The sequence below is a fragment of the Corynebacterium phocae genome, from assembly GCF_008693075.1.
GTDB classification, from domain to species: Bacteria; Actinomycetota; Actinomycetes; order Mycobacteriales; family Mycobacteriaceae; genus Corynebacterium; species Corynebacterium phocae.
The window spans coordinates 59,136-77,875 of sequence record NZ_VXKJ01000006.1; the positions used below are offsets into that span (position 1 = coordinate 59,136).

Below are 18,740 nucleotides of genomic sequence, written 5' to 3' on the forward strand. Positions count from 1 at the left end.
TACATTGGATTTATTATGCGATGAGACGCTATTGAAGAACGTGAAGGAGGATTTCGAAAGGGACGGAGAAAGTCTAAGGATTGCAGATTTAACTAATTAATTTTCTTCGGACTTTCGTCTTGATCTATCTCTCTTCGTTGGTAGCATTTTCCTGATCTGGGGTTAGGTATAGGGCGGTCGGCTCAATGAGTTTTGTTGCCGCAACGCTTAAGACCCTACGTTGCGGCATCAGTCCCTAGCCTGGGGTTGACTTACTTTCTGCTGCTAGGACCTATCAGCCAGCGTCGCGCGGATGGGCCGGGCCAGCCGGGTCATGCGGCGGCGGCCGCGCAGCTCGATGGATTTCATGTAGGTCCAGCGGGCCTGCTCGGCTTCGTTGGCGGTCTTAAGCGTGGCGGCGTTGGTGAGCACGCGGCCTGGGGTGTCCTTGGCCCATTCGGTCAGGCGGGCGGCCTCGTTGACGGCATCGCCAATCACGGTGTATTCAAAGCGTTCCTTGCCGCCGATGTGCCCGGCCACCACGTGGCCCGCGCACACGCCTACGCCGGCTTGGAGTTCCAGGTCTTTGAGTTCCAGCCGTAGTTCGCGGGCGGCCTGGAGAGCCATGGAGGTGGAGTCGTAGACGTTGGAGGGGGCACCAAAGATGGCTAGGGCGGCGTCGCCCTGAAATTTGTTGATGATTCCGCGATTGCGGTGAACTACGTCCACTACTACTTCGAAGAATTTATTGAGTGCGTCTACTACTTCCTCAGCGGTGTGTTCGGTGGCGTAGGTGGTGGAGCCAATCACGTCAATGAAGATGACTGCCACGGTGCGGTATTCGCCGCCTAGTTGTGGGTGTTCGTCGAGCGCGCGTTGGGCTACTTCATTTCCCACGTAGCGGCCAAAGACTTCGCGTACGCGTTGGCGTTCCCGCAGTCCGCGCATCATTTCGTTGAAGCCGGATTGTAGAACGCCAAGTTCGGAGCCGTCGTAGATGTCAACTTCTACGGTGTTGTCTCCGCGGCGCACGCGCATGATGGCGTCTTTGAGCTCAATGATGGGGTCTACCACGGAGTGCATGGCGTAGTAGGTGCCGGCAAAGCCGGTGGCCAGGGCGGCTGCGGCCAGGGCTGCCACGTGTACGGAGATTCCGTCTTGTAGCCAGTTGGAGTGGCGGGCCCAGGTGAGCATGATGATTCCCACCAGTGGCAGCCCGGAGGTCATTACCCAGGCGGTGAGTAGGCGGAATTTGATAGGCGGCTCTAGGGTGGAGTCTTCGAAGCGCCGGGCCAGTGCGGTGGCGGCAATGGGGCGTACGAGGTTTTCCGCCTGTAGGTAGGTCAGTAGCACGATGACCATGCCGGCCAGGGTGGTGCTTACTGTCATCACCACGGCCAGGCGCAGGGAGGAATTTAGCGCCATGACGGCGGCGGTGATGATGCCGATGCCCCACACCAGGGCCGTTATCACCGCCTGATAGGCGGGGATTCGCAGCACTAGGCCGCGGATCATGTTGGGATCATAGTTTTCGGGGTGGCGTTGCCAGTCCAGTACTGGCCGGAATAGGGTGATGGTTGCCAGCATGCCTACAGCGATGGCAAAGAGAAGGTACACGATGCCGATGACCCCGAGGTGCGGTGTGTTCCTGGCAAATTCATCGACTTCAGTCATGGGGAGGAAACGGACGAAGGTCATGATGGCTACTGCGCCTAGCAGGTTTCCGCCTAATACCAGGGCGGCATAAACGGGCCAGTTGGTGTGCATCAGCCACGAGGCCGCGCGCAGTAGTCTTCTCATACTTTAATACTCTACTAGGCTGGGGAGGGTGAGTAACCCGAATGTTTATGAGCTTCTAGGTGGATCCCCTGCGGTGCGGGAGACGGTGGTCGCGGCTGCTAAGGCAGCGGCGAAAATAGAAGGCAGTGACCCCCGCGCCATGACGCATTCTTGGCTGTTTACGGGGCCACCGGGTTCCGGGCGTTCCACGACTGCGTTGTATTTTGCGGCGGCAATTATGTGCCCGGTGGAACCCGGTTTGGGTTGTGGCAATTGTGAGTCCTGTGTGGGAATCATTAAGCATGGCCGGCATACTGACCTGGTGTTCATTGAACCCCAGGAGCTGTCCATTTCGGTTGATTCGGTGCGCAACGTGGTGGAGTCTGCTGCCCGGCGGCCTACGGTGGCGCCGTGGCGGGTCATTATCTTTGATAACGCGGACCGTCTTTCTAACAGCGCCGCTAACGCCCTGTTGAAGACGGTGGAGGAGCCTACTGCCTCCACGGTGATGATCATGTGCGCGCCTTCGGATGATCCCCAGGACTTTTCGCAGACGTTGCGTTCGCGCTGCCGGCACCTCTACATCCCTACCCCTACTGTCGATGACATCGTGGCCCAGCTGGTCAGTGAAGGTTTTGCGGAGAAGGATTCCCGCCTGGCGGCGGTGACCTCGCTGCGCCATATTGGGCGCGCCCGCAAATTGGTCAGCACTCCGGAGATTCAACAGCGCCGGGCTATGTCTATCAATTTGGCGGAGGACATCTTCTGCGGCTCCGGCGGCTTTGCTGCCGTGGGGCGGTTGGTAAAAAACGTGGAGAAGATGGCCAAGGAGTCACATAAGGAGGCGGACGCGGCGGAGGTGGATAAGCTGCGCGTGGCTTTTGGCGCGGGCGGGCGCGGGCGGGGGACGGCCAAAGCTAAGGATGGCATGGAAACGGCCGTGAAGGAGCTGGAGAAGAAGCAGAAGACCCGCGGCACGCGCCGGGTGCGGGATCAGCTGGACTTGGTGCTGGTGGATTTGGCGGGCATTTACCGCGACGCCCTCATGCTCAAGGTTGGTGCCCAAGTTGAGTTGGTTCATCCGGACTTCGCCGGCCTGAGCGGGGAATTAGCTGCCAAGGTCACGGAGGACGGCCTGCTGGCTTGCCAGGACGCCATCCACACGTGCCGGCTGCGTATTGAGCAGAATGTGTCCCCGGCTATTGCCTTTGACGGATTGGTGGGCCGGCTGCGTTTGGCCTGCGGGACGGGCTAATTTTCCACTTTCTCGCGTAGTCCTATAGAATGGCTGAGTCTGCTTTTAACAGACGCGCCGCTTTAGCTCAGTCGGTAGAGCGTTTCACTCGTAATGAAAAGGTCGTGAGTTCGATTCTCACAAGCGGCTCCACCCAACCCCCGCCCCCGGCTTTTAACTAGGCCGGGGGTTTCACCATGGCGGGACTAGGGGGCGGGCGCTTCGGGACTCCAGAGTTGGGCTTGTCGTGGCGTGGATGTGGGTGTTGCCGCTCAGCCGGCCGGCCCGCAGGCTCAGAGCAGCCGCGGAACCACCTTGCCGGTGGCGTTGCGCGGGAGTTTATCAAGGAAGTGCACGTCGCGGGGGATGGAGTGGTCAGCTAGCCGTTCGCGGACAAAGTCTTGGATGGTGTGGGCGTCTAGGGCTTTACCGGCGGCGTCGTTGGTTCTTACTACCCATACGGCAATGCGCTCGAAGGATTGTTCGTCGCTAACGCCGCCGGCGTGGACTTCTTTGATTCCCGGCAGCGCTTCTAGCACGCTGGATACGGATTGGGGGTGGACGTTTTCCCCGCCCACGATGATCATGTCATCCACGCGCCCGCACACGTGTAGCAGGCCACCGGCGTCAAGGTAGCCGTAGTCGCCGATGGATACCATGCCGTCTACGTATTCCACCTCCATCCCGGGGCGGGTGTAGCCGGTCATGGTCATGCCGTTGCGGAGGTAGATTTCTCCGATTTCGCCCGTGGGGACCTCGTTGTGGTGCTCATCGAGGATCTTTATCCGGGTACCGGAGGCAATCCTGCCGGCCACGGTGGGGTCTTTGGCCAGGTCTTCGTTGCTGGCCACGGCGGCTAGGGAGATTTCTGTGGAGCCGTAGAAGTTGTGGAGGATTTCACCGAAGCGCTCATTGGTGGTGCGCACTAGCTCGGGGTCTAGTGCGTGTCCGGAGGACGCGATGAATTTAAGTGTTGAGGTGTTGTACTGGCGGCGGGGGTCTGCCGCCACCATCTGTTTATACATGACGGGGGAGGAGATCATGCCGTCTATGGCGTAGCGTTGCAGGTCCTCAAGGCTTTGTTCGGGGTCAAAAACGCGGTGGGTAATTATGGTGTTGCGGGCGCCGAGTGCCACGTTGAGGCAGCCCCATCCCCAGGTGTGGAAGATGGACGCGGTAAGGAGGACCCGTTGGTTGGCGCGCCAGGGCATGCGTTCCATGGCGGAGGTAAGGATGTAGGGGATTTTGGGCTCGTCGCGCACAATCCCCTTGGGGGTTCCGGTGGTGCCGGAGGACATGAGCACTACCTTCCCCAGGTTGGGGATGAGAGGGAGTTTTTCATCGCGGTATTGCCGCGCGGAGTTGGCAATCTTTTCCAGGGTCAGGTGGTCGGTGGGGCCGGCGTGGTGGCCAATGATGACGTCGACCGGGGTGGGGTAGTCGGTTGGCACGCGCGGGGCGAATTCGGAGTCGATGACCAGGACGTTGATGTGGTTTTCTTCCATGGTGGCGCGCAGTTGCTGTGCGGAGGAACCGATGTTGAGCATGAACACGGTGGTGTCTGTGTAGCCTTTGGCGCCCAGCGCAATGATGGGCGCGCGTCCGTTGCGGCACATGATGCCTAGGCGCACGCCGTTGCCGTGGGTGCGTTGCAGGTATTGCGCGAAGGTGCGGGAGTGGTTGCGTAGTTGTTGGTAGCTCAAGGTGCCGTGGTCATCGATGAGGGCTATGCGGTCCGGGCAGGACCGGGCGCCTTGTTCCAGTTCGCGCGTGGTGGTGAAGCGGTAGCGCGCTAGCAGCACGGGGTTGGCTAGGGCGGGTTTGAGTCCGCCTTCCGGGCTGACTATTCCGCTGCGCAGGAGGGTGCGGGCCAAATCTGCGGCCGCCGAGGCGTGAAAGGCGGCGTTTTCTAAAGATGGGGCCATTAGGGTTTCCTTCGGATTAGGTCGGTGCAGCGCAGGGGGTGGAAAGGCGAGGGCGAATTGCTACAACTTACGGTAGGGTATGTTACCAAAGTGGCAGGATTTATAGTTTTGCTACCCTAAAAGTACTACCAGTGTGGGGAGAACCGCCGTGGAAATAATTGCCAAGAAACTATCCCGTGCGCTTTCGGTATGGGTGGCGCTCCTGGCTACGCTAATGGTCGCGGCGCTGATGTCCGTCCCGCAGGCACGGGCGCAGGAACGCAACCTGGTGGCTTTTGGGGACTCGGTGCTGGCGGACCCGGGAATAGGAATCTACCTCGTTGACCGAATGAGCTCCTTTGGTGGCTCCAGCGGGTCTAGCGGGTCCAGCCTGGCGGACGGCAGCTCCCAGGTCCCTTATGGCGCAAACTGCCCTTCTTCGCACAACTATGCCAAGCGTTTGGGGGACAGGTTGGGGCTACCGGTGCATGATTTCTCCTGTTCCGGGGCGGTAACCATGTCCGATGGGCCACTGGTGGCGGCGCAGGTTGATTATGCTATTTCCACCGGGGCGCTGAACGTGGATACCCAGCGGGTGATCTTCGCGGCCGGGTTTAATGACACTTATAACAACAAGACCCTCACCATGGAGGAAATGCGCGCCCGCTGGGTGGCGGCCACTGCCCCTATTATCCACCGCATCCGGCAGGTTGCGCCCCATGCGCGGCTGCAGATTGTGGGCTATCCGACTATTGGCGCGGGTGAGAACTACTGCCTTATCCACTTGGGCAATAACCTAAACCTGGACGCCACCCCCATGCCGCAGATGCGGTTCTACGAGGACGCCGCGCAGTGGATGCAGGTTGATCTGGCGCACGCCACCGGCGTGGAGTTCGTGGATCTGAAGGGGCTTACCCGGGACAACGGCATGTGCGCTAGCGACCAGGACCGCATGTGGTCCGGCCTGATTGACTTCGGGCCTTATGGGCGCAACTTGCCGCTGCACCTCAACGCCCACGGGCATGAGTACATCGCGGATATTTTGGCCCGGCGCTAAAGTTTCCAGGCCTTGGCTCCTACCACCACGGTGGCCAGGAGGGAGAGGCCAAAAAGCGTCCAGGTGTCGGAGATTTTGGTGCTGAACTGACGTACCCACTCCTGAACCGCGAATTGCGCGTCTGTGTCCAGGAAGGTGGGCAGGTGCGCCGTGCCGTAGGAGGTGAGGAATACCACGCCTATACCTATGAAGACCAGCCCGGACAGCATGGACAAGGTGTTGGTGCGGATGGGCCCCAGCGTGACTTCGCGTCCGCGCAGCCAGCGGTCTGGTTGGAGTTTTTCCCACACTAGCGCCAGGAAGAACAGCGGCGTTGCCATGCCCAGGGCGTACGATGCCATGATCAGCGCGCCGTAGGCAGCCGAGCCGCTAACCGCAGCAGTGGTCAGCACCGCGCCCAGCAGCGGCCCGGCGCAAAAACCGGCAAAGCCGTAGACCGCGCCCATCAGGAAGGTGGAGCCGCGGTGGCTGATTTTGGATAACCAGGGGATATTAAAGCCAAAGCCTAGGAAGGAGTACACGCCCAGGGCAATGATGACGCCGCCGCCTATTGTCACGGCTTCCTCGCGGTGTGCGGCCAGTACGCTAGCCAGGCCGGTGCCGATGGGCACCAGCGTGGCGCATAGGCCCAGGAAGAACACGAAGGTTCGTGCCAGCAGCCGCCTTTTGCTGGTGAAAGCGTAGGCAAAGAACGCTGGCAGCAACAGCGCGGAACAGGGGCTAATCAGTGATAACACGCCGCCCAGGAAGGCCCCCACGAGGCCCACGGATACTACGCCGGAGGTAATAATCATGCCAGCGCCCACCCCAGCAAAAATGCGGTGAGTATGACTAGGAAAATGAATAGATAGACTAGCGGGTGCAGCTTAGGCATGGGGTGTTACTTTCCGGCCTTTTCTAGTTCCTGGGTGATGGCTTCTTCAAATGCGCTGATGGGCTGCGCCCCGGAGACAAAGGTTTCTCCGATGATAAAGGCCGGGGTGCCCGTGATTCCTAGGGAGGAGGCGTAGGACTTGGCGTGGTCGATGGCGTCATCGTACTTGTCACTGGTGGCATCGGCGCGGAATTGCTCTAGGTCGGGCACGCCTGCCTGCTTGGCAAATTTCACAAAGTCCTCGATGCCAAAGTTGGGGTGGCCCTGAACGTCTTTGCTGGCGGCAAACGCGGCGGTCTTGTATTCCTCAAACTTGCCTTGCTCTGCGGCCGCGCGGCCGGCCTTGGCACCGGCTTCTGCGTTGGGGCCGTTGATGGGGAAGTCATTCCACTCAATGCGCACGGTGCCGTCTTCCACGTATTTCAGTAGTTCGGGGAAGGTTTGGTTGGCGTGGCGGGAGCAGAATGGGCATTCGAAATCGGAGAATTCGCTAATGACCACGGGCGCGTTGACATCTCCGATGGCAAAGGGGTCATTGGCCATGCGCCGGTGGACCTGGGAGGCCTCTTTCAGCTGGCTCAGCGGGACGCTGGGGCCCCATAACAGGGCACCTTCGCCTACCTTGGGGTCTGCGACGTTGAGCGCCGGCGTGCCTCCATCTGCCGCGGCGCTGGTGGTGGCAGTGGCAGTGGCAGCGGCAGTGGCAGTGCTAGTGCCAGTGGGCTCCGCCACCGCCGGGGTCTTCGGTTCCGCGCCGCGGGTGCCCAACAGGTACCCCAGCGCTAGCGCCATGACGGCGATGATGGCCACCAGGACCCACACCAGCTTTGGTACTGCCGATACCCCCTTTGCGGTTTCGGCGGAAGCGGGCTGGGTTTTGTCAACGTTAGTCATAGTTTCCTAATCTTCGCGGGCGGCGGTGAGTAAATAATCACCGTAGCCGGATTTAACCAATGGGCGCGCCAGGGCCTCAAGCGTGGCGCGGTTGATGAAGCCTTGTTTATAGGCGGCTACCTCGGGGGAACCGATGATGGCCCCGGTGCGCTTTTGCAAGACTTCGACGAAACTGGAAGCCTCGCTCATGGAGTCTACCGTTCCGGTGTCTAACCACACATCCCCGCGCTGCATGCGCTGGACTTGGAGCCGCCCCCGGCGCAGGTACTCTGCGTTGATGGCCGTTATCTCCAATTCCCCGCGCGCAGAAGGCTTAATGGTACGGGCGATATCCACCACGGAATTATCGTAGAAATACAGGCCCACCACGGCAAAGTTGGATTTTGGATGTGCCGGTTTTTCCTCGATACTCAGGGCGTTTCCGGCCGGGTCAAATTCCACCACGCCGTAGCGCTCCGGGTCTGATACCTCGTAGGCAAAGATAGTGCCGCCGCGCAGACCCCGGGTTTGCGCCAGCGCCGCCGTGAAGCCGTAGCCGTCAAAAATGTTGTCCCCTAAGACCAGGGCCACGCTGTCATCACCAATGAAGTCCGCGCCGATGATGAAGGCCTGCGCCAGGCCCTCCGGCTTGGGTTGCACTGCGTAGTGCAGCATGACCCCAAACTGGGACCCGTCCCCCAATAGCCGCTCGAATGCCGCCTGGTCCTCCGGCGTGGTGATGATCAAAATCTCATTAATCCCCGCCTGGATGAGCGTGGTTAGCGGGTAGTAGATCATGGGCTTGTCATAAATTGGCATGAGTTGCTTGGAGATGCCCTTAGTGATGGGATAAAGGCGCGTACCGGAGCCGCCCGCCAAAATGATGCCTTTCATAGCGCCCAAGTCTAGTTCATTAGTCCAGACAAGCCGCGCCCCGCCCGGTCACAAAAAAGGGAACCCCGCCGCCACAGGACTCGCAATCCTGAACGTGGCAAGCGGAGTTCTTAACTTTGCGACCGTTACAGTGAAGTTCGTTTCCGCGATTCTTCACCTGGGCCTTTAAGGATCGATAACCTCAACCGGCTGTAACCCGGTTGGGGTTATTTTATAACCGCAATAGGCCCACAGGAACTGCGAACCCGCTGTTGCCGCACAGTTTTAACAGCAACCACGGAAACCGCAAGGCTTTTCCCGTCATGACTTCTCCCAGGGAGTGCAGCAGAGAGTCAGAACAACCGGCCGAACAGCCCCTAACGTTGACCTCGAACTATCCGCACTGCCGGACTCGTGTCCCCGGCGTCCCGAAGTGAAAGCAAACTGGGCCCATTATTGAAACAGTTTCTTCAACCCCGCTTTTCCACCAAGCTTCACACCCAACTTCACACATGTGTGAAGTTAAGTGTTAAGTTGGGTGTTAAGTTGTTTGCGCTGGTAGGCGGCGTTTATCTAGCGAGCGCGGGCCAAGGGTGTGAAGTTAGGTGTGAAGTCTGAGGCCAGCCCACACCAGCCCCGCTAGATATCGTAGAGGTCGGTGTACAGCGCTATGGCGGCGCGCCAGTGCATTGGGCTAAAGCCGGTGGCTTCAATCTTGGATAGATCCAGCGTGGACTCTTGGGGGCGGGGTGCTTCCGGGCCGGCCATTTCTTGGTATTGCGCCGTTGTTACCGGGTGGACTGCGGCGGGATCTTGTCCCATGGCGGTGAACGTGGCCATGGCTATTTCATCGCGGCCCACGGGGTCCCCGCTGTTAGAGAGGTTGTAAATGCCGTATTCGGCCTTGGTCTTGAGTAGGTGGACTATGCCTCCTGCTAGGTCCTCGGCAAAGGTGGGGCGGCCGCGCTGGTCGTGTATGACGGCGGGGTCAGCACCGCGCTTGGCCAGCTGGGCCATGGTGCGCACAAAGTTATTGCCGTCACCAAAGACCCAGGAGGTACGGATGGCGTAATGCTTGGGGGCCACGGTGGCGGCGGCCTCACCGGCGGCTTTGGACGCGCCGTAGAAATTCAGTGGTGCCGGGGTGTCGGTTTCAGTCCAGGCGGTTGCCGCAGGAGCGTTGCCAAAGATGTAGTCGGTGGATACGTGAACCAGCGTGAGGTTGTGGGCGGTGGCAATGGCCGCCAGCTTGGCCGGGGCCAGGGCGTTGACGGCCCAGGCGGCCGCGCGGTTTTCTTCCGCGCCATTGACGTTGTTGTAGGCCGCGCAGTTGATGATGGCCCAGTAGGTGGACCAGTCGCGGGCTGGGGGGTTGGTGATATCAAACTCCGCGCGGGTGGCGTATTCGGCGTCAAAGCCGGCGGCAGCCAACGGGCGGTGCAGTGCGCGGCCCAGCTGGCCGTTTGCGCCGGTGACCAGCACCTTGCGGGCGGGCATGGGCTCTATCGCGGACAGCGCCGGGTGGGCCATGTCCTTCGCGGAGACTTCCGTGGGCGGCAGCGGCCAGTCAATGAGGTCTAGGTTAACCATGGTGTAGTTAGCACCCGCATGCCAGTGGGCGTTGACCAGGTAGGAGTACGCGGTGCCGTCTTCTAGGGCCTGGAAGCCGTTGGCCACGCCGTAGGGCACAAAAACGGCCACGGCCGCGTCAATTTCCAGGGTGAATGTTTCCCCGAAGGTGGCTGAGCCTGCGCGCACGTCCACCCACGCGCCGAAGACCCGGCCGGCGGCCACGCTGACCAGCTTGTCCCAGGGTTCCGCGTGCAGGCCACGGGTTGCCCCCCGGGTGGCGTTGAAGGAGACGTTGTTTTGCACGGGTTGGAAGTCCGGCAGGCCCGCTGCCACCATCTTTTCCCGCTGCCAGTTCTCCTTGAACCAGCCGCGGTTATCAGCGTGCAGGTCAAGGTGGAGTACCAGGAGTCCGTCAATGGGGGTGTGTTCAACGCGCATACCGCTATCTTATAGCCCCGTCGGTGCGGGAGCCCGCCCGGATCCCTATTGCCCGCGCGCCGCGTACTTAGCCTCCGTGGCTTGCTTGGCTGGTAGCCACCAGTGTTCATTCGCGCGGTACCAGGCAATGGTGTCAACCAGGCCGGCCCGTAAGTCCGTGAATTGCGGTTGCCAGCCTAGCTCCCGGCGCAGTTTGGCCGCGTCCATGGCGTAGCGCTGGTCGTGGCCGGGGCGGTCCGCTACGTGCTCGTAGCCGTCCGCCCCCATGAGCTCGCAGATGAGTTCCAGCACTTGTTTGTTGTTGATGTCTGGTTGGTCTGCGCCGATGTTGTAGGTCTCACCTCCCCGGCCGCGTTCCAGAATGTCTAGGACGGCGCGGTTGTGGTCATCGACGTGGATCCAGTCGCGGACCTGCTCACCGGTGCCGTAGAGCTTAGGCGTTAGCCCGGTCAAAATATTGGTGATTTGGCGGGGAATGAACTTTTCTATGTGCTGGTAGGGGCCGTAGTTATTGGAGCAGTTGGAGATGGTGGCATCAAGCCCGAAGGAGCGCACCCAGGCCCGCACTAGGTGGTCGCTGCCGGCCTTAGTAGCTGAGTACGGGCTGGAGGGGTTATAAGGCGTGGATTCGGTGAATTTGGTGCCGGCGCCAATTTCTAGGTCACCGAAGACTTCGTCGGTGGAGACGTGGTGGAAGCGTACCCCGTGCGCGCGGGCGGCTTCTAGCAGCACGAACGTGCCCACCAAGTTGGTCTGCACGAAGGGGGTGGGGTCCGTTAGCGAGTTGTCATTGTGGGATTCGGCGGCAAAGTGCACCACGGCATCGGCGGCCGCAACCAGGGGGCCAACCGTAGCGGCGTCCGCGATGTCCCCGTGTATAAATTCCACGGACCCGCCGGCTGGGCCGGCTGGGCCGGCTAGGTTGGCGCGGTTGCCGGCGTAGGTGAGTTTGTCTAGGACTGTTACCCGCCAGTCGGGGCGCAGGCTGGTTATAAGGCGGCAGAAGTTGGCGCCAATAAATCCGGCGCCGCCAGTGACAAGGAGGTGGGTCATAGGGCTTATCCTAATGCCTGTTGGTGCTAGTCACGGGGAAAGGCCGGCAGGGCTGTCTGGTCCAGCCAGGCGTGCATGATGTTGCTGATACCCTCGTGCGCACCCTCCCCATCCGCGTACCGCAGCAGGTGTTCGCGCAGGCTGTCTGGGGTGGCAACCTTGTGGCGGTGGGAGTAGAGATAGCTGCGGATGGCGGCAAAGAAGGCGTCATCACCCATGAATACCCGCAGGTGGTGAACTAGTAGAGCGCCGCGCTTGTAGACGCGGTCATCAAACATGTCGCGCGGGCCGGGGTCTGCCAGCACAATGTCTTGGGGTTTGCGCGCCAGTATCCGGTAGTGGGAGTACGCCATTTCCTCCGCCGGGATGTTATGAGCGTAGTCCGCCCAGAGCCATTCGCAGTAGCAGGCAAAGCCTTCGTTGAGCCAGATATCGCGCCACAGGGCAATGCCTACGGCGTTGCCAAACCATTGGTGGCTGAGTTCGTGGGCAATGAGGCGCTCAAAGGTGTGATCCCCGCGCACGTGGTTGGATCCAAATATGGACAACCCTTCTGCCTCAAGAGGGATTTCTAGCTCATCTTCGGTAATGACTACCTGGTATTCGGCAAAAGGGTAGGGGCCAAAGAGGCGCTCGAAGAGGATGAGCATGTCTTCTTGGTTGGCAAATTCTTCTAGCACTTGGGCTTTGAGACGCGCCGGGGCCCAGGCGCGGGTGCGGGGGCCTAGGGGGATTTCTATGAATTCACCCACCATGACGGTGGCCAAGTAGGTGGACATGGGGTGGTCCATGCGGTAATGCCAGGCGGTGGTGGAGCCGTGGGCGCGCTTGCTTACTAGTGTTCCGTTGGAGATAACCGTGAAGGGGTTATCCGCCACGATCGTGATGTCATAGGTGGCTTTTTGTCCTGGGGTGTCGTCACACGGGAACCAGGTGGGCGCGCCGTTGGGTTGGCTGGCTACTAGGGAGCCGGAATCCGTTTCTTCCCAGCCCAGTGTGCCCCAAGGGGTCCGGCGTGGGCGCGGGCTGCCGCCGTAGCGGATGGTTAGCTGGAAGTCCGTGCCGGCGGGGATGGGTTCTGCGAAGTACACGCGCAGCTTGCCGTTGGATACCGTGAAGCGGGTAACGCGCGCTGCGCCCGTGCAAATGACCCGCCGCACCACCAGGCCCCCGCTCAAATCCAGCGTTAGGCGGCTTAAGCCCTGGTCACCATTGCGGGAAGAGCCGTCCCCATCCGCGCCGGGGAGCGCAGAGCCAGCTAGAGCAGAGCCAACCGGTACAGAAACACCGCCATTACGCTTGTCGCGGGCGGTAGTGATGGATAAGGTGGCCTCCCCTTGCAGCCGGTTGGGTTCCACGCGGTAGGTCAGGTCAAGCTGGTAGTGCGTGACTTTGAAGCCAAGGTTGTAGGCCACTGCCGTGTAGTGGTCGCGGTTGGGGTCCAGCACACGGGAGCGTGCGGCGGGGGTGAGCTCAAACATGATGCAAGGGATATTACCGCTCACACGGTAAAAGGGTTACTTGGGCTGCACCCACCCCAGCAAAAGACCCCACCAGAAAGACCTGTCAGGAATACTAGGCAAATCCGCAACAACAAGTCAGACCAAAAACCTAAAAAATAAGCCCAGGCAAGTACCCAACCGAGCAACAACTGCGGTGCAGGGCAAAGCAAAACCCCGGTGGTGACTGGGGAGTTCATCCCGTCACCACCGGGGCTAAGTACCGCCGTGATTAAAGAGCCTGGGGCCTACTTGGCGTAGAATGCGCGCCAGAAGGTGCCCCAAGACTTCTCAATGTCTTCACGCCAGCCTGGCCAGGAGTGGGTGCCCGTGTTGCGGAAGTTGTAGTCCGCAGGAATACCCTTCTTATCAAGCTGGGCCTTCATCATGTGCGTACAGTTGTTCACTGCTGCCTCGATGATCCCGCCCTCAATGATTAGTTGGGCGGAGCCTATGGTTGATACCAGTGGGTCGTAGCCGCGCTGGATGTAGTAACCAGGCAAGTCTTGTTCAGCGGCCAGTCCGGAGGCGGAGGAGATGTAGAGCTCCGTGCCGCGTAGCTGCTCGGCATTCATAAAGGCGTCGTTCCAGCGGTTGGTGTCAGAACCCATTGGGCCCCACATCTGCTCTGGCTGTGCGCCACCCCGGTTGACGGTTACCCGCACGAACTCGTATTGCAGTGGGTAGGCGGTCAGCCCACAGCCGGCAAAAGAGCCCACGGCGTCATAAAAACCTTGGTTGTGCTGAGCCAAGCTGAAGGCAGAGCCGGCGGACATGGACATACCGGCAATAGCGCGCTTGTTGTTGGCCCCCAGGCGGGCCTCTAGTGGGCCGGGGAGTTCCTTGGTAAGGAATGTTTCCCACTTCTGCGGGCCCTTGAGGTACGCGCCGTTGGGTTCACTAATCCAGTCGGTGTAGTAGGAGAAGGCACCAGCCTGTGGCACTACCACGTTGACTTTCTTATCCGCATAGAAATCCACTAGCTGGGACATGGTCAACCAGTCTTGCTGTTGTTCTGCGCCACCGGCACCGTTGAGCAAGTAGATGGTGGGCCGGCCTGGCTCACCTGCTGGAATAACCGCTAGGGGCACTACCCGGCCGTTCATTGCTGGGGAGGTTGCTTGTAGCTTCAGAACCCGGGGGTCATTTCCAAATTTCTGGAACCAGGTCCGGTCCGCCACTGCGGGGGTGACCTCAAGGTCACTAACCACAGACTGCGGCGCGTTGCCAGCCACTTGTTGTGGCGTCAGCGTTGCGGCGGAGGCGGTGGGAACAAGAGCGGCGGTGGCAGCAATGGCGGCTGCACTAGCGGTGACCACTGCGCTGCGAAAGCGCCGGAAGTTTAGACTCATGGAAAATCTTTCGTGGAAAAATGGAAGGGAAGGATAGAAATTTTAAAGCGAACGCGAATGCCAACGGATAAAAAGGACAACCAGCCTAGTTGTGCCATTGTTTTTCTAAAAGGCACTGAACTGAGGTTTGATTATCGAAAGCCTTGCGCATTCACCGTGGGAAAAGCGCCACCTCCTAATTTACCCCAACCAAGTGGTTACCTTGGCTAGGGCAATTTTAGGGGCGGGCTATTTCTTAAGCCGAAGGTGCTGGTGCTGGCGCGGCAGCTGGTGCCGGATCAGGCTGGCTCGGTGCTGGCGCAGACGCAGGTGCCGGTGCCGGTGCCGGTGCTGCAGCAGCTTCTTCAAGTACCTTATCGGCAATCGCTGCAACTTCTTCTGCGGGGACTGTACCGGCGGTATCAGCTGGGGCGTCGGCCGGAGGATCTAGTTTGATGGCAGCCTTGTCATCAGCTGGCTTAGGGCCATCTACCGGTTTAACGTCGTCTGCCGTGGCAACCTCTGGGGCGGCACCCAGGCGTGCAGGGTCCTCGAACTTAGGATCAGGGTTTTGATCAAAGGCCTTGGCGTAGGTAGGCCAGGACTCGTGGATGTCCTTGCGCCAGCCTGGCCAGGAGTGGGTACCGGTTGAGCGGTAATTGAAGTTACCGGTAATGCCTTCGCCGGCCATCTTGCGCTCTAGGTCGTGGGTGCAGGCGTTCATGGCGGCTTCAATTGCGCCACCTTCAACCACTAGGGTGGAGGAAGATTTAAATGCGGCGGAGAAGTTCTCCATGGAGGAGCCGCCCCTGCGGTCCATGATGTAGGAGAGCATGTCAGTCTCACCTGCAAGACCGGAGTTGGTAGAGACGTAGATTTCTTTGCCGGCCAGGTTGTTGGAGTTGACCAGAGCGTCGTTGTAGACCGCGTAGTCGCTCCACATGGGGCCCCACATTTGGTCTGGGTTCGCGCCACCGCGCTGAACGGTCAGGTAGGTATAGAACCGTGGGAACAGGGTGTTGGTTGCGGCGCAGCCGGAGTAGGAGCCTACGGCGTCGTAGAACTTAGGGTGGTGCTCTGCCAGAAGCAGGGAAGAGGTTGCGGCCATGGACATGCCTGCTACGGCGCGCTTGCCGTTGCCGTTGATCTTGGCTTCCAGTGGTCCTGGCAGTTCTTTGGTTAGGAACGTCTCCCACATTTGTGGGCCCTTGTAGTAGGGACCCTTGGGCTCAGTTAGCCAGTCGGTGTAGTAGGAAAATGCGCCTTCCTGGGGGATGACCACGTTGACGTTTTTCTTGGTGTAGAACGCAACTACGTCTTCCATCTCATTGTCACGGCCGGCGGTCATGGTGATCCAGTCAACGCCTTGTTCTGCGCCGCCTGCTCCGTTGAGCAAGTAGATGGTAGGACGTGCTACATCGAATTCACCGGTGGGGGTGATGACGTTGACGGGAATCCGGCGCCCCATGGACTCGGAGTAGACCTCGTAGTACTTGATTTTGCCGGCCTGGTTCGTAGCACGGTCGCGGTTGTTCCAGGCGGATAGCAGCCAGCTTTTACCTTCGGGGGCGTCCATTGTGGACCCGTCTGCGGAAAGATATGGACGTGCTGCGGCTTCCAGATCCATTTCCTTGATAAGGTCGCTGCCGTCGGGGGCCTGCAGGTTTGCTGGCATGGGTGCGGGTTCACCGGCTAGTGCGGTGGGGCCGGTAAAGGTAGAAAATGCTAGTGCCAGTGCGGTGGCACCGGTGGCAAAGCGGCTGAGTTTCATAGTGTCATTTCCTGTACGAGTTTGAGATTTAGTTGATTGATTTCCTAGAGAAATCTTTTACCACTTTCAGCCACTGTTGTGAACTGAGAGGAGTAACAAGGGACACCTGGCTCCGTCAGGAAGCCACGATGCCTTTAATCTAGCAAAAGATTGTTGCTTATGTGATTAGTGTGACGGGTGGTGTGTCACGAGTCGGTTCTTTCGTTCGCCCTGCTATTTACGGTGTCTTGGTCAGCTTGTCGCTTTAGCGCCCGCAACCGTTACTGAACCCCGGGGAGGGGCGTGCTCCCCCGGCACCGCGCATTCAACCGCGCTCAGGTTCACAATGCGAGTAACACCTGGCTAGACTCTGTGTGACAGGATTACCGCTAGGATTCAAGCGGTAGAGAAATCAGCGGTTGCCCGCTAGTGAAAGGATATTTTGATGTTCGACGCATTCATTGTTTTTATCAACGAAGTTCTAGGCATGCTCATCCACGAGGGATCTTCGGCTTCCTCCACCATCATGGTGACTGGTTCTAAGTAAAACACTGGTTCTAAGTAAAACGCTTGCTTGAATAAGCTACTGGGTGTTTTACCTACTGGCTCATTTCACGGACTGCGGTGCGGGGCTGGACGATCTGCGGATTTTCCATTCCCGCACCTTTTGCTGTCAGCATCTAAACAGCCAACCGGTGGAAACTGCCACGGTACCCCGGCTAAGGGTGCCCTATTCGGGGTAGTTGAGGGGGCTTTTGGAGACAAATTGGCTGTGGCCACGTATCCTGTAGGGCGTGACTAATGAACATTATGACGTAGTAGTACTAGGCGCGGGCCCCGGCGGTTACGTGTCTGCCATTCGAGCAGCCCAACTAGGTAAGAAGGTTGCAGTTATTGAGAAGCAGTATTGGGGCGGCGTTTGCCTCAATGTTGGCTGTATTCCTTCCAAGGCACTCTTGAAGAATGCTGAAGTTGCCCACACCTTCAACCATGAAGCTAAGGCATTTGGCATCTCCGGTGATGTTTCCTTCGATTTCGGAGTCGCACACAAGCGCTCCCGCAAGGTTTCCACCGGAATTGTCAAGGGCGTCCATTACCTGATGAAGAAGAACAAGATTACCGAAATCAACGGTCTTGGCTCCTTCAAGGACGCAAAAACTATTGAGATAACCGAGGGTGATGACAAGGGTAAGACTGTTACCTTTGACAATTGCATCATCGCTACCGGCTCAGTAGTCCGTTCCCTCCCTGGCGTTGAGCTGGGCGGCAACATCGTGTCTTATGAAGAGCAGATTCTCAATGATGAAGCACCGGAGTCCATGGTTATCGTTGGCGCTGGCGCTATCGGTATGGAATTCGCGTACGTCCTGGCTAACTATGGCGTGGACGTAACCATCGTGGAATTCATGGACCGCGTTCTTCCTAATGAGGATAAGGACGTTTCCAAAGAGATTGCCAAGCAATACAAGAAGCTGGGCGTTAAGCTCCTGACGGGTTACAAGACCACTTCCGTTAAGGACAACGGTGACAACGTCACTGTTGAGGTTGAATCCAAGGACGGCTCCAAGACGGATACGCTGACTGTTGACCGCTGCATGATCTCCATTGGCTTCGCGCCACGTGTGGAAGGCTTTGGCCTGGAAAACACCGGTGTGAAGCTCACCGACCGCGGTGCAATCGATATTGATGACCATATGCGTACCAACGTTGATGGCATCTACGCTATTGGTGACGTGACCGCTAAGCTGCAGCTGGCCCACGTGGCGGAAGCACAGGGTGTTGTGGCCGCTGAGGTTATCGCTGGTGCGGAAACTCAGCTGTTGGGTGACTACATGAACATGCCTCGTGCAACGTTCTGTAACCCACAGGTGGCCTCCTTCGGCTACACCGAGGAACAGGCCCGTGAGAAGTTCGCTGACCGCGATATCAAGGTTGCTACCTTCCCGTTCTCCGCGAACGGCAAGGCAGCCGGCCTTAATGAGACCGCTGGCTTTGTCAAGCTCATCGCTGATGGTGAGTTCGGTGAACTCATTGGCGGCCACATGGTTGGCTCCAACGTCTCTGAGCTGCTCCCTGAGCTCACCCTAGCCCAGCGCTTTGACCTCACCACTGAGGAAATCGGACGCAACGTCCACACCCACCCAACCCTGTCTGAGGCCATGAAAGAGGCCGCAGAGGGCATTGGTGGACACATGATCAACCTCTAAGTGGAACTCTAGAGAGTTTCACCCCACCGGAGTACCTACCGCCAGAATCGGCGGTAGGTACTCTTTAGTTTTTCTTTAGGGCGGGTAGCACGGCAGCTCATATGTCCAAGATAAACTTCCTGGTTAGGCAACCCCCACAGCTTCGCCGGACCCTTTTAGTCTAGCTTTGGTGGGGCAATTGCGTTGTATGCGCTGTTGCCGGGACCTATCATTTTGCTCCTGACTTGGCTCATTTTAGTCAGGTTTTGGAAGTCGTTGAATGAGCTGGTCGACTTCTGGAGGTAGCGGCGGTTGGGCGTAGAATTTTTGGCCGTTGA

At 59.1% G+C, this 18,740-nt stretch carries 13 protein-coding genes and 1 tRNA gene; 4 read left to right on the forward strand and 10 right to left on the reverse strand.

Annotated elements, in window-relative coordinates; all coding sequences use genetic code 11:
* Positions 1–264: 264 nt before the first annotated feature.
* Positions 265–1,779, reverse strand: a complete 1,515-nt coding sequence (locus F4V58_RS00790; protein ID WP_075732527.1) for an adenylate/guanylate cyclase domain-containing protein — start codon at positions 1,777–1,779, stop codon at positions 265–267.
* 28 nt (positions 1,780–1,807) lie between these two features.
* Here F4V58_RS00790 and F4V58_RS00795 point away from each other — a divergent pair, with 28 nt between their 5' ends.
* Together F4V58_RS00795 and F4V58_RS00800 are read left to right on the forward strand one after the other, a co-directional pair.
* Positions 1,808–3,013, forward strand: coding sequence for a DNA polymerase III subunit delta' (locus F4V58_RS00795; protein WP_075732529.1), 1,206 nt, complete (start codon positions 1,808–1,810; stop codon positions 3,011–3,013).
* Positions 3,014–3,069: 56 nt separating this feature from the next.
* A tRNA-Thr gene (locus F4V58_RS00800) sits at positions 3,070–3,145 on the forward strand.
* A 140-nt stretch (positions 3,146–3,285) separates the two neighbouring features.
* Here F4V58_RS00800 and F4V58_RS00805 read toward each other — a convergent pair.
* The gene (locus tag F4V58_RS00805) at positions 3,286–4,917 is read right to left on the reverse strand and encodes an AMP-binding protein (protein WP_075732531.1); all 1,632 of its coding nucleotides are present in this window, start codon (positions 4,915–4,917) and stop codon (positions 3,286–3,288) included.
* Between the two features lie 214 nt (positions 4,918–5,131).
* On the opposite strand from F4V58_RS00805, the gene F4V58_RS00810 reads away from it, so the two are divergent.
* Positions 5,132–5,953 carry a GDSL-type esterase/lipase family protein gene (locus F4V58_RS00810; RefSeq protein ID WP_075736335.1) on the forward strand — a complete coding sequence of 274 codons (822 nt, stop codon included), beginning with the start codon at positions 5,132–5,134 and terminating at the stop codon, positions 5,951–5,953.
* Here the strand turns inward: F4V58_RS00810 and F4V58_RS00815 are convergent.
* From F4V58_RS00815 to F4V58_RS00850, 8 genes are all read right to left on the reverse strand, one after another.
* Positions 5,950–6,747, reverse strand: coding sequence for a cytochrome c biogenesis CcdA family protein (locus F4V58_RS00815; RefSeq protein ID WP_075732533.1), 798 nt, complete (start codon positions 6,745–6,747; stop codon positions 5,950–5,952). The two genes, F4V58_RS00810 and F4V58_RS00815, sit on opposite strands and share 4 nt — an antisense overlap.
* A gap of 86 nt (positions 6,748–6,833) precedes the next feature.
* Positions 6,834–7,721 (reverse strand): DsbA family protein, encoded by an 888-nt coding sequence (locus F4V58_RS00820; protein ID WP_084559624.1) that lies wholly within the window; start codon positions 7,719–7,721, stop codon positions 6,834–6,836.
* Positions 7,722–7,727: 6 nt separating this feature from the next.
* Positions 7,728–8,594, reverse strand: a complete 867-nt coding sequence (gene rfbA, locus F4V58_RS00825) for a glucose-1-phosphate thymidylyltransferase RfbA (RefSeq protein ID WP_075732535.1) — start codon at positions 8,592–8,594, stop codon at positions 7,728–7,730.
* A 618-nt stretch (positions 8,595–9,212) separates the two neighbouring features.
* Positions 9,213–10,583 (reverse strand): sugar nucleotide-binding protein, encoded by a 1,371-nt coding sequence (locus tag F4V58_RS00830; RefSeq protein WP_075732537.1) that lies wholly within the window; start codon positions 10,581–10,583, stop codon positions 9,213–9,215.
* A 45-nt stretch (positions 10,584–10,628) separates the two neighbouring features.
* Complete coding sequence (rfbB, locus tag F4V58_RS00835) at positions 10,629–11,636, reverse strand: dTDP-glucose 4,6-dehydratase (RefSeq protein ID WP_075732539.1); 1,008 nt, start codon at positions 11,634–11,636, stop codon at positions 10,629–10,631.
* A gap of 26 nt (positions 11,637–11,662) precedes the next feature.
* On the reverse strand, positions 11,663–13,117 hold the full coding sequence (locus tag F4V58_RS00840) for a M1 family metallopeptidase (RefSeq protein WP_075732540.1): 1,455 nt from the start codon (positions 13,115–13,117) through the stop codon (positions 11,663–11,665).
* 266 nt (positions 13,118–13,383) lie between these two features.
* Positions 13,384–14,487: an alpha/beta hydrolase gene (locus F4V58_RS00845; RefSeq protein WP_075732542.1), complete on the reverse strand. Its 1,104-nt coding sequence runs from the start codon at positions 14,485–14,487 to the stop codon at positions 13,384–13,386.
* 235 nt (positions 14,488–14,722) lie between these two features.
* Positions 14,723–16,237, reverse strand: a complete 1,515-nt coding sequence (locus F4V58_RS00850) for an alpha/beta hydrolase (protein ID WP_075732544.1) — start codon at positions 16,235–16,237, stop codon at positions 14,723–14,725.
* A 773-nt stretch (positions 16,238–17,010) separates the two neighbouring features.
* Here F4V58_RS00850 and lpdA point away from each other — a divergent pair.
* Positions 17,011–18,423: a dihydrolipoyl dehydrogenase gene (gene lpdA, locus F4V58_RS00855; RefSeq protein WP_075732546.1), complete on the forward strand. Its 1,413-nt coding sequence runs from the start codon at positions 17,011–17,013 to the stop codon at positions 18,421–18,423.
* Positions 18,424–18,740 lie beyond the last annotated feature (317 nt).

What these genes read in the sequence shown, in the direction of transcription:
- F4V58_RS00790 (WP_075732527.1), bottom strand. Translation starts at nt 1,779, where the DNA reads ATGAGAAGACTACTGCGCGCGGCCTCGTGGCTGATGCACACCAACTGG.
- F4V58_RS00805 (WP_075732531.1), bottom strand. Translation starts at nt 4,917, where the DNA reads ATGGCCCCATCTTTAGAAAACGCCGCCTTTCACGCCTCGGCGGCCGCA.
- F4V58_RS00810 (WP_075736335.1), top strand. Translation starts at nt 5,132, where the DNA reads ATGGTCGCGGCGCTGATGTCCGTCCCGCAGGCACGGGCGCAGGAACGC.
- F4V58_RS00815 (WP_075732533.1), bottom strand. Translation starts at nt 6,747, where the DNA reads ATGATTATTACCTCCGGCGTAGTATCCGTGGGCCTCGTGGGGGCCTTC.
- F4V58_RS00820 (WP_084559624.1), bottom strand. Translation starts at nt 7,721, where the DNA reads ATGACTAACGTTGACAAAACCCAGCCCGCTTCCGCCGAAACCGCAAAG.
- rfbA (WP_075732535.1), bottom strand. Translation starts at nt 8,594, where the DNA reads ATGAAAGGCATCATTTTGGCGGGCGGCTCCGGTACGCGCCTTTATCCC.
- F4V58_RS00830 (WP_075732537.1), bottom strand. Translation starts at nt 10,583, where the DNA reads ATGCGCGTTGAACACACCCCCATTGACGGACTCCTGGTACTCCACCTT.
- rfbB (WP_075732539.1), bottom strand. Translation starts at nt 11,636, where the DNA reads ATGACCCACCTCCTTGTCACTGGCGGCGCCGGATTTATTGGCGCCAAC.
- F4V58_RS00840 (WP_075732540.1), bottom strand. Translation starts at nt 13,117, where the DNA reads ATGTTTGAGCTCACCCCCGCCGCACGCTCCCGTGTGCTGGACCCCAAC.
- F4V58_RS00845 (WP_075732542.1), bottom strand. Translation starts at nt 14,487, where the DNA reads ATGAGTCTAAACTTCCGGCGCTTTCGCAGCGCAGTGGTCACCGCTAGT.
- F4V58_RS00850 (WP_075732544.1), bottom strand. Translation starts at nt 16,237, where the DNA reads ATGAAACTCAGCCGCTTTGCCACCGGTGCCACCGCACTGGCACTAGCA.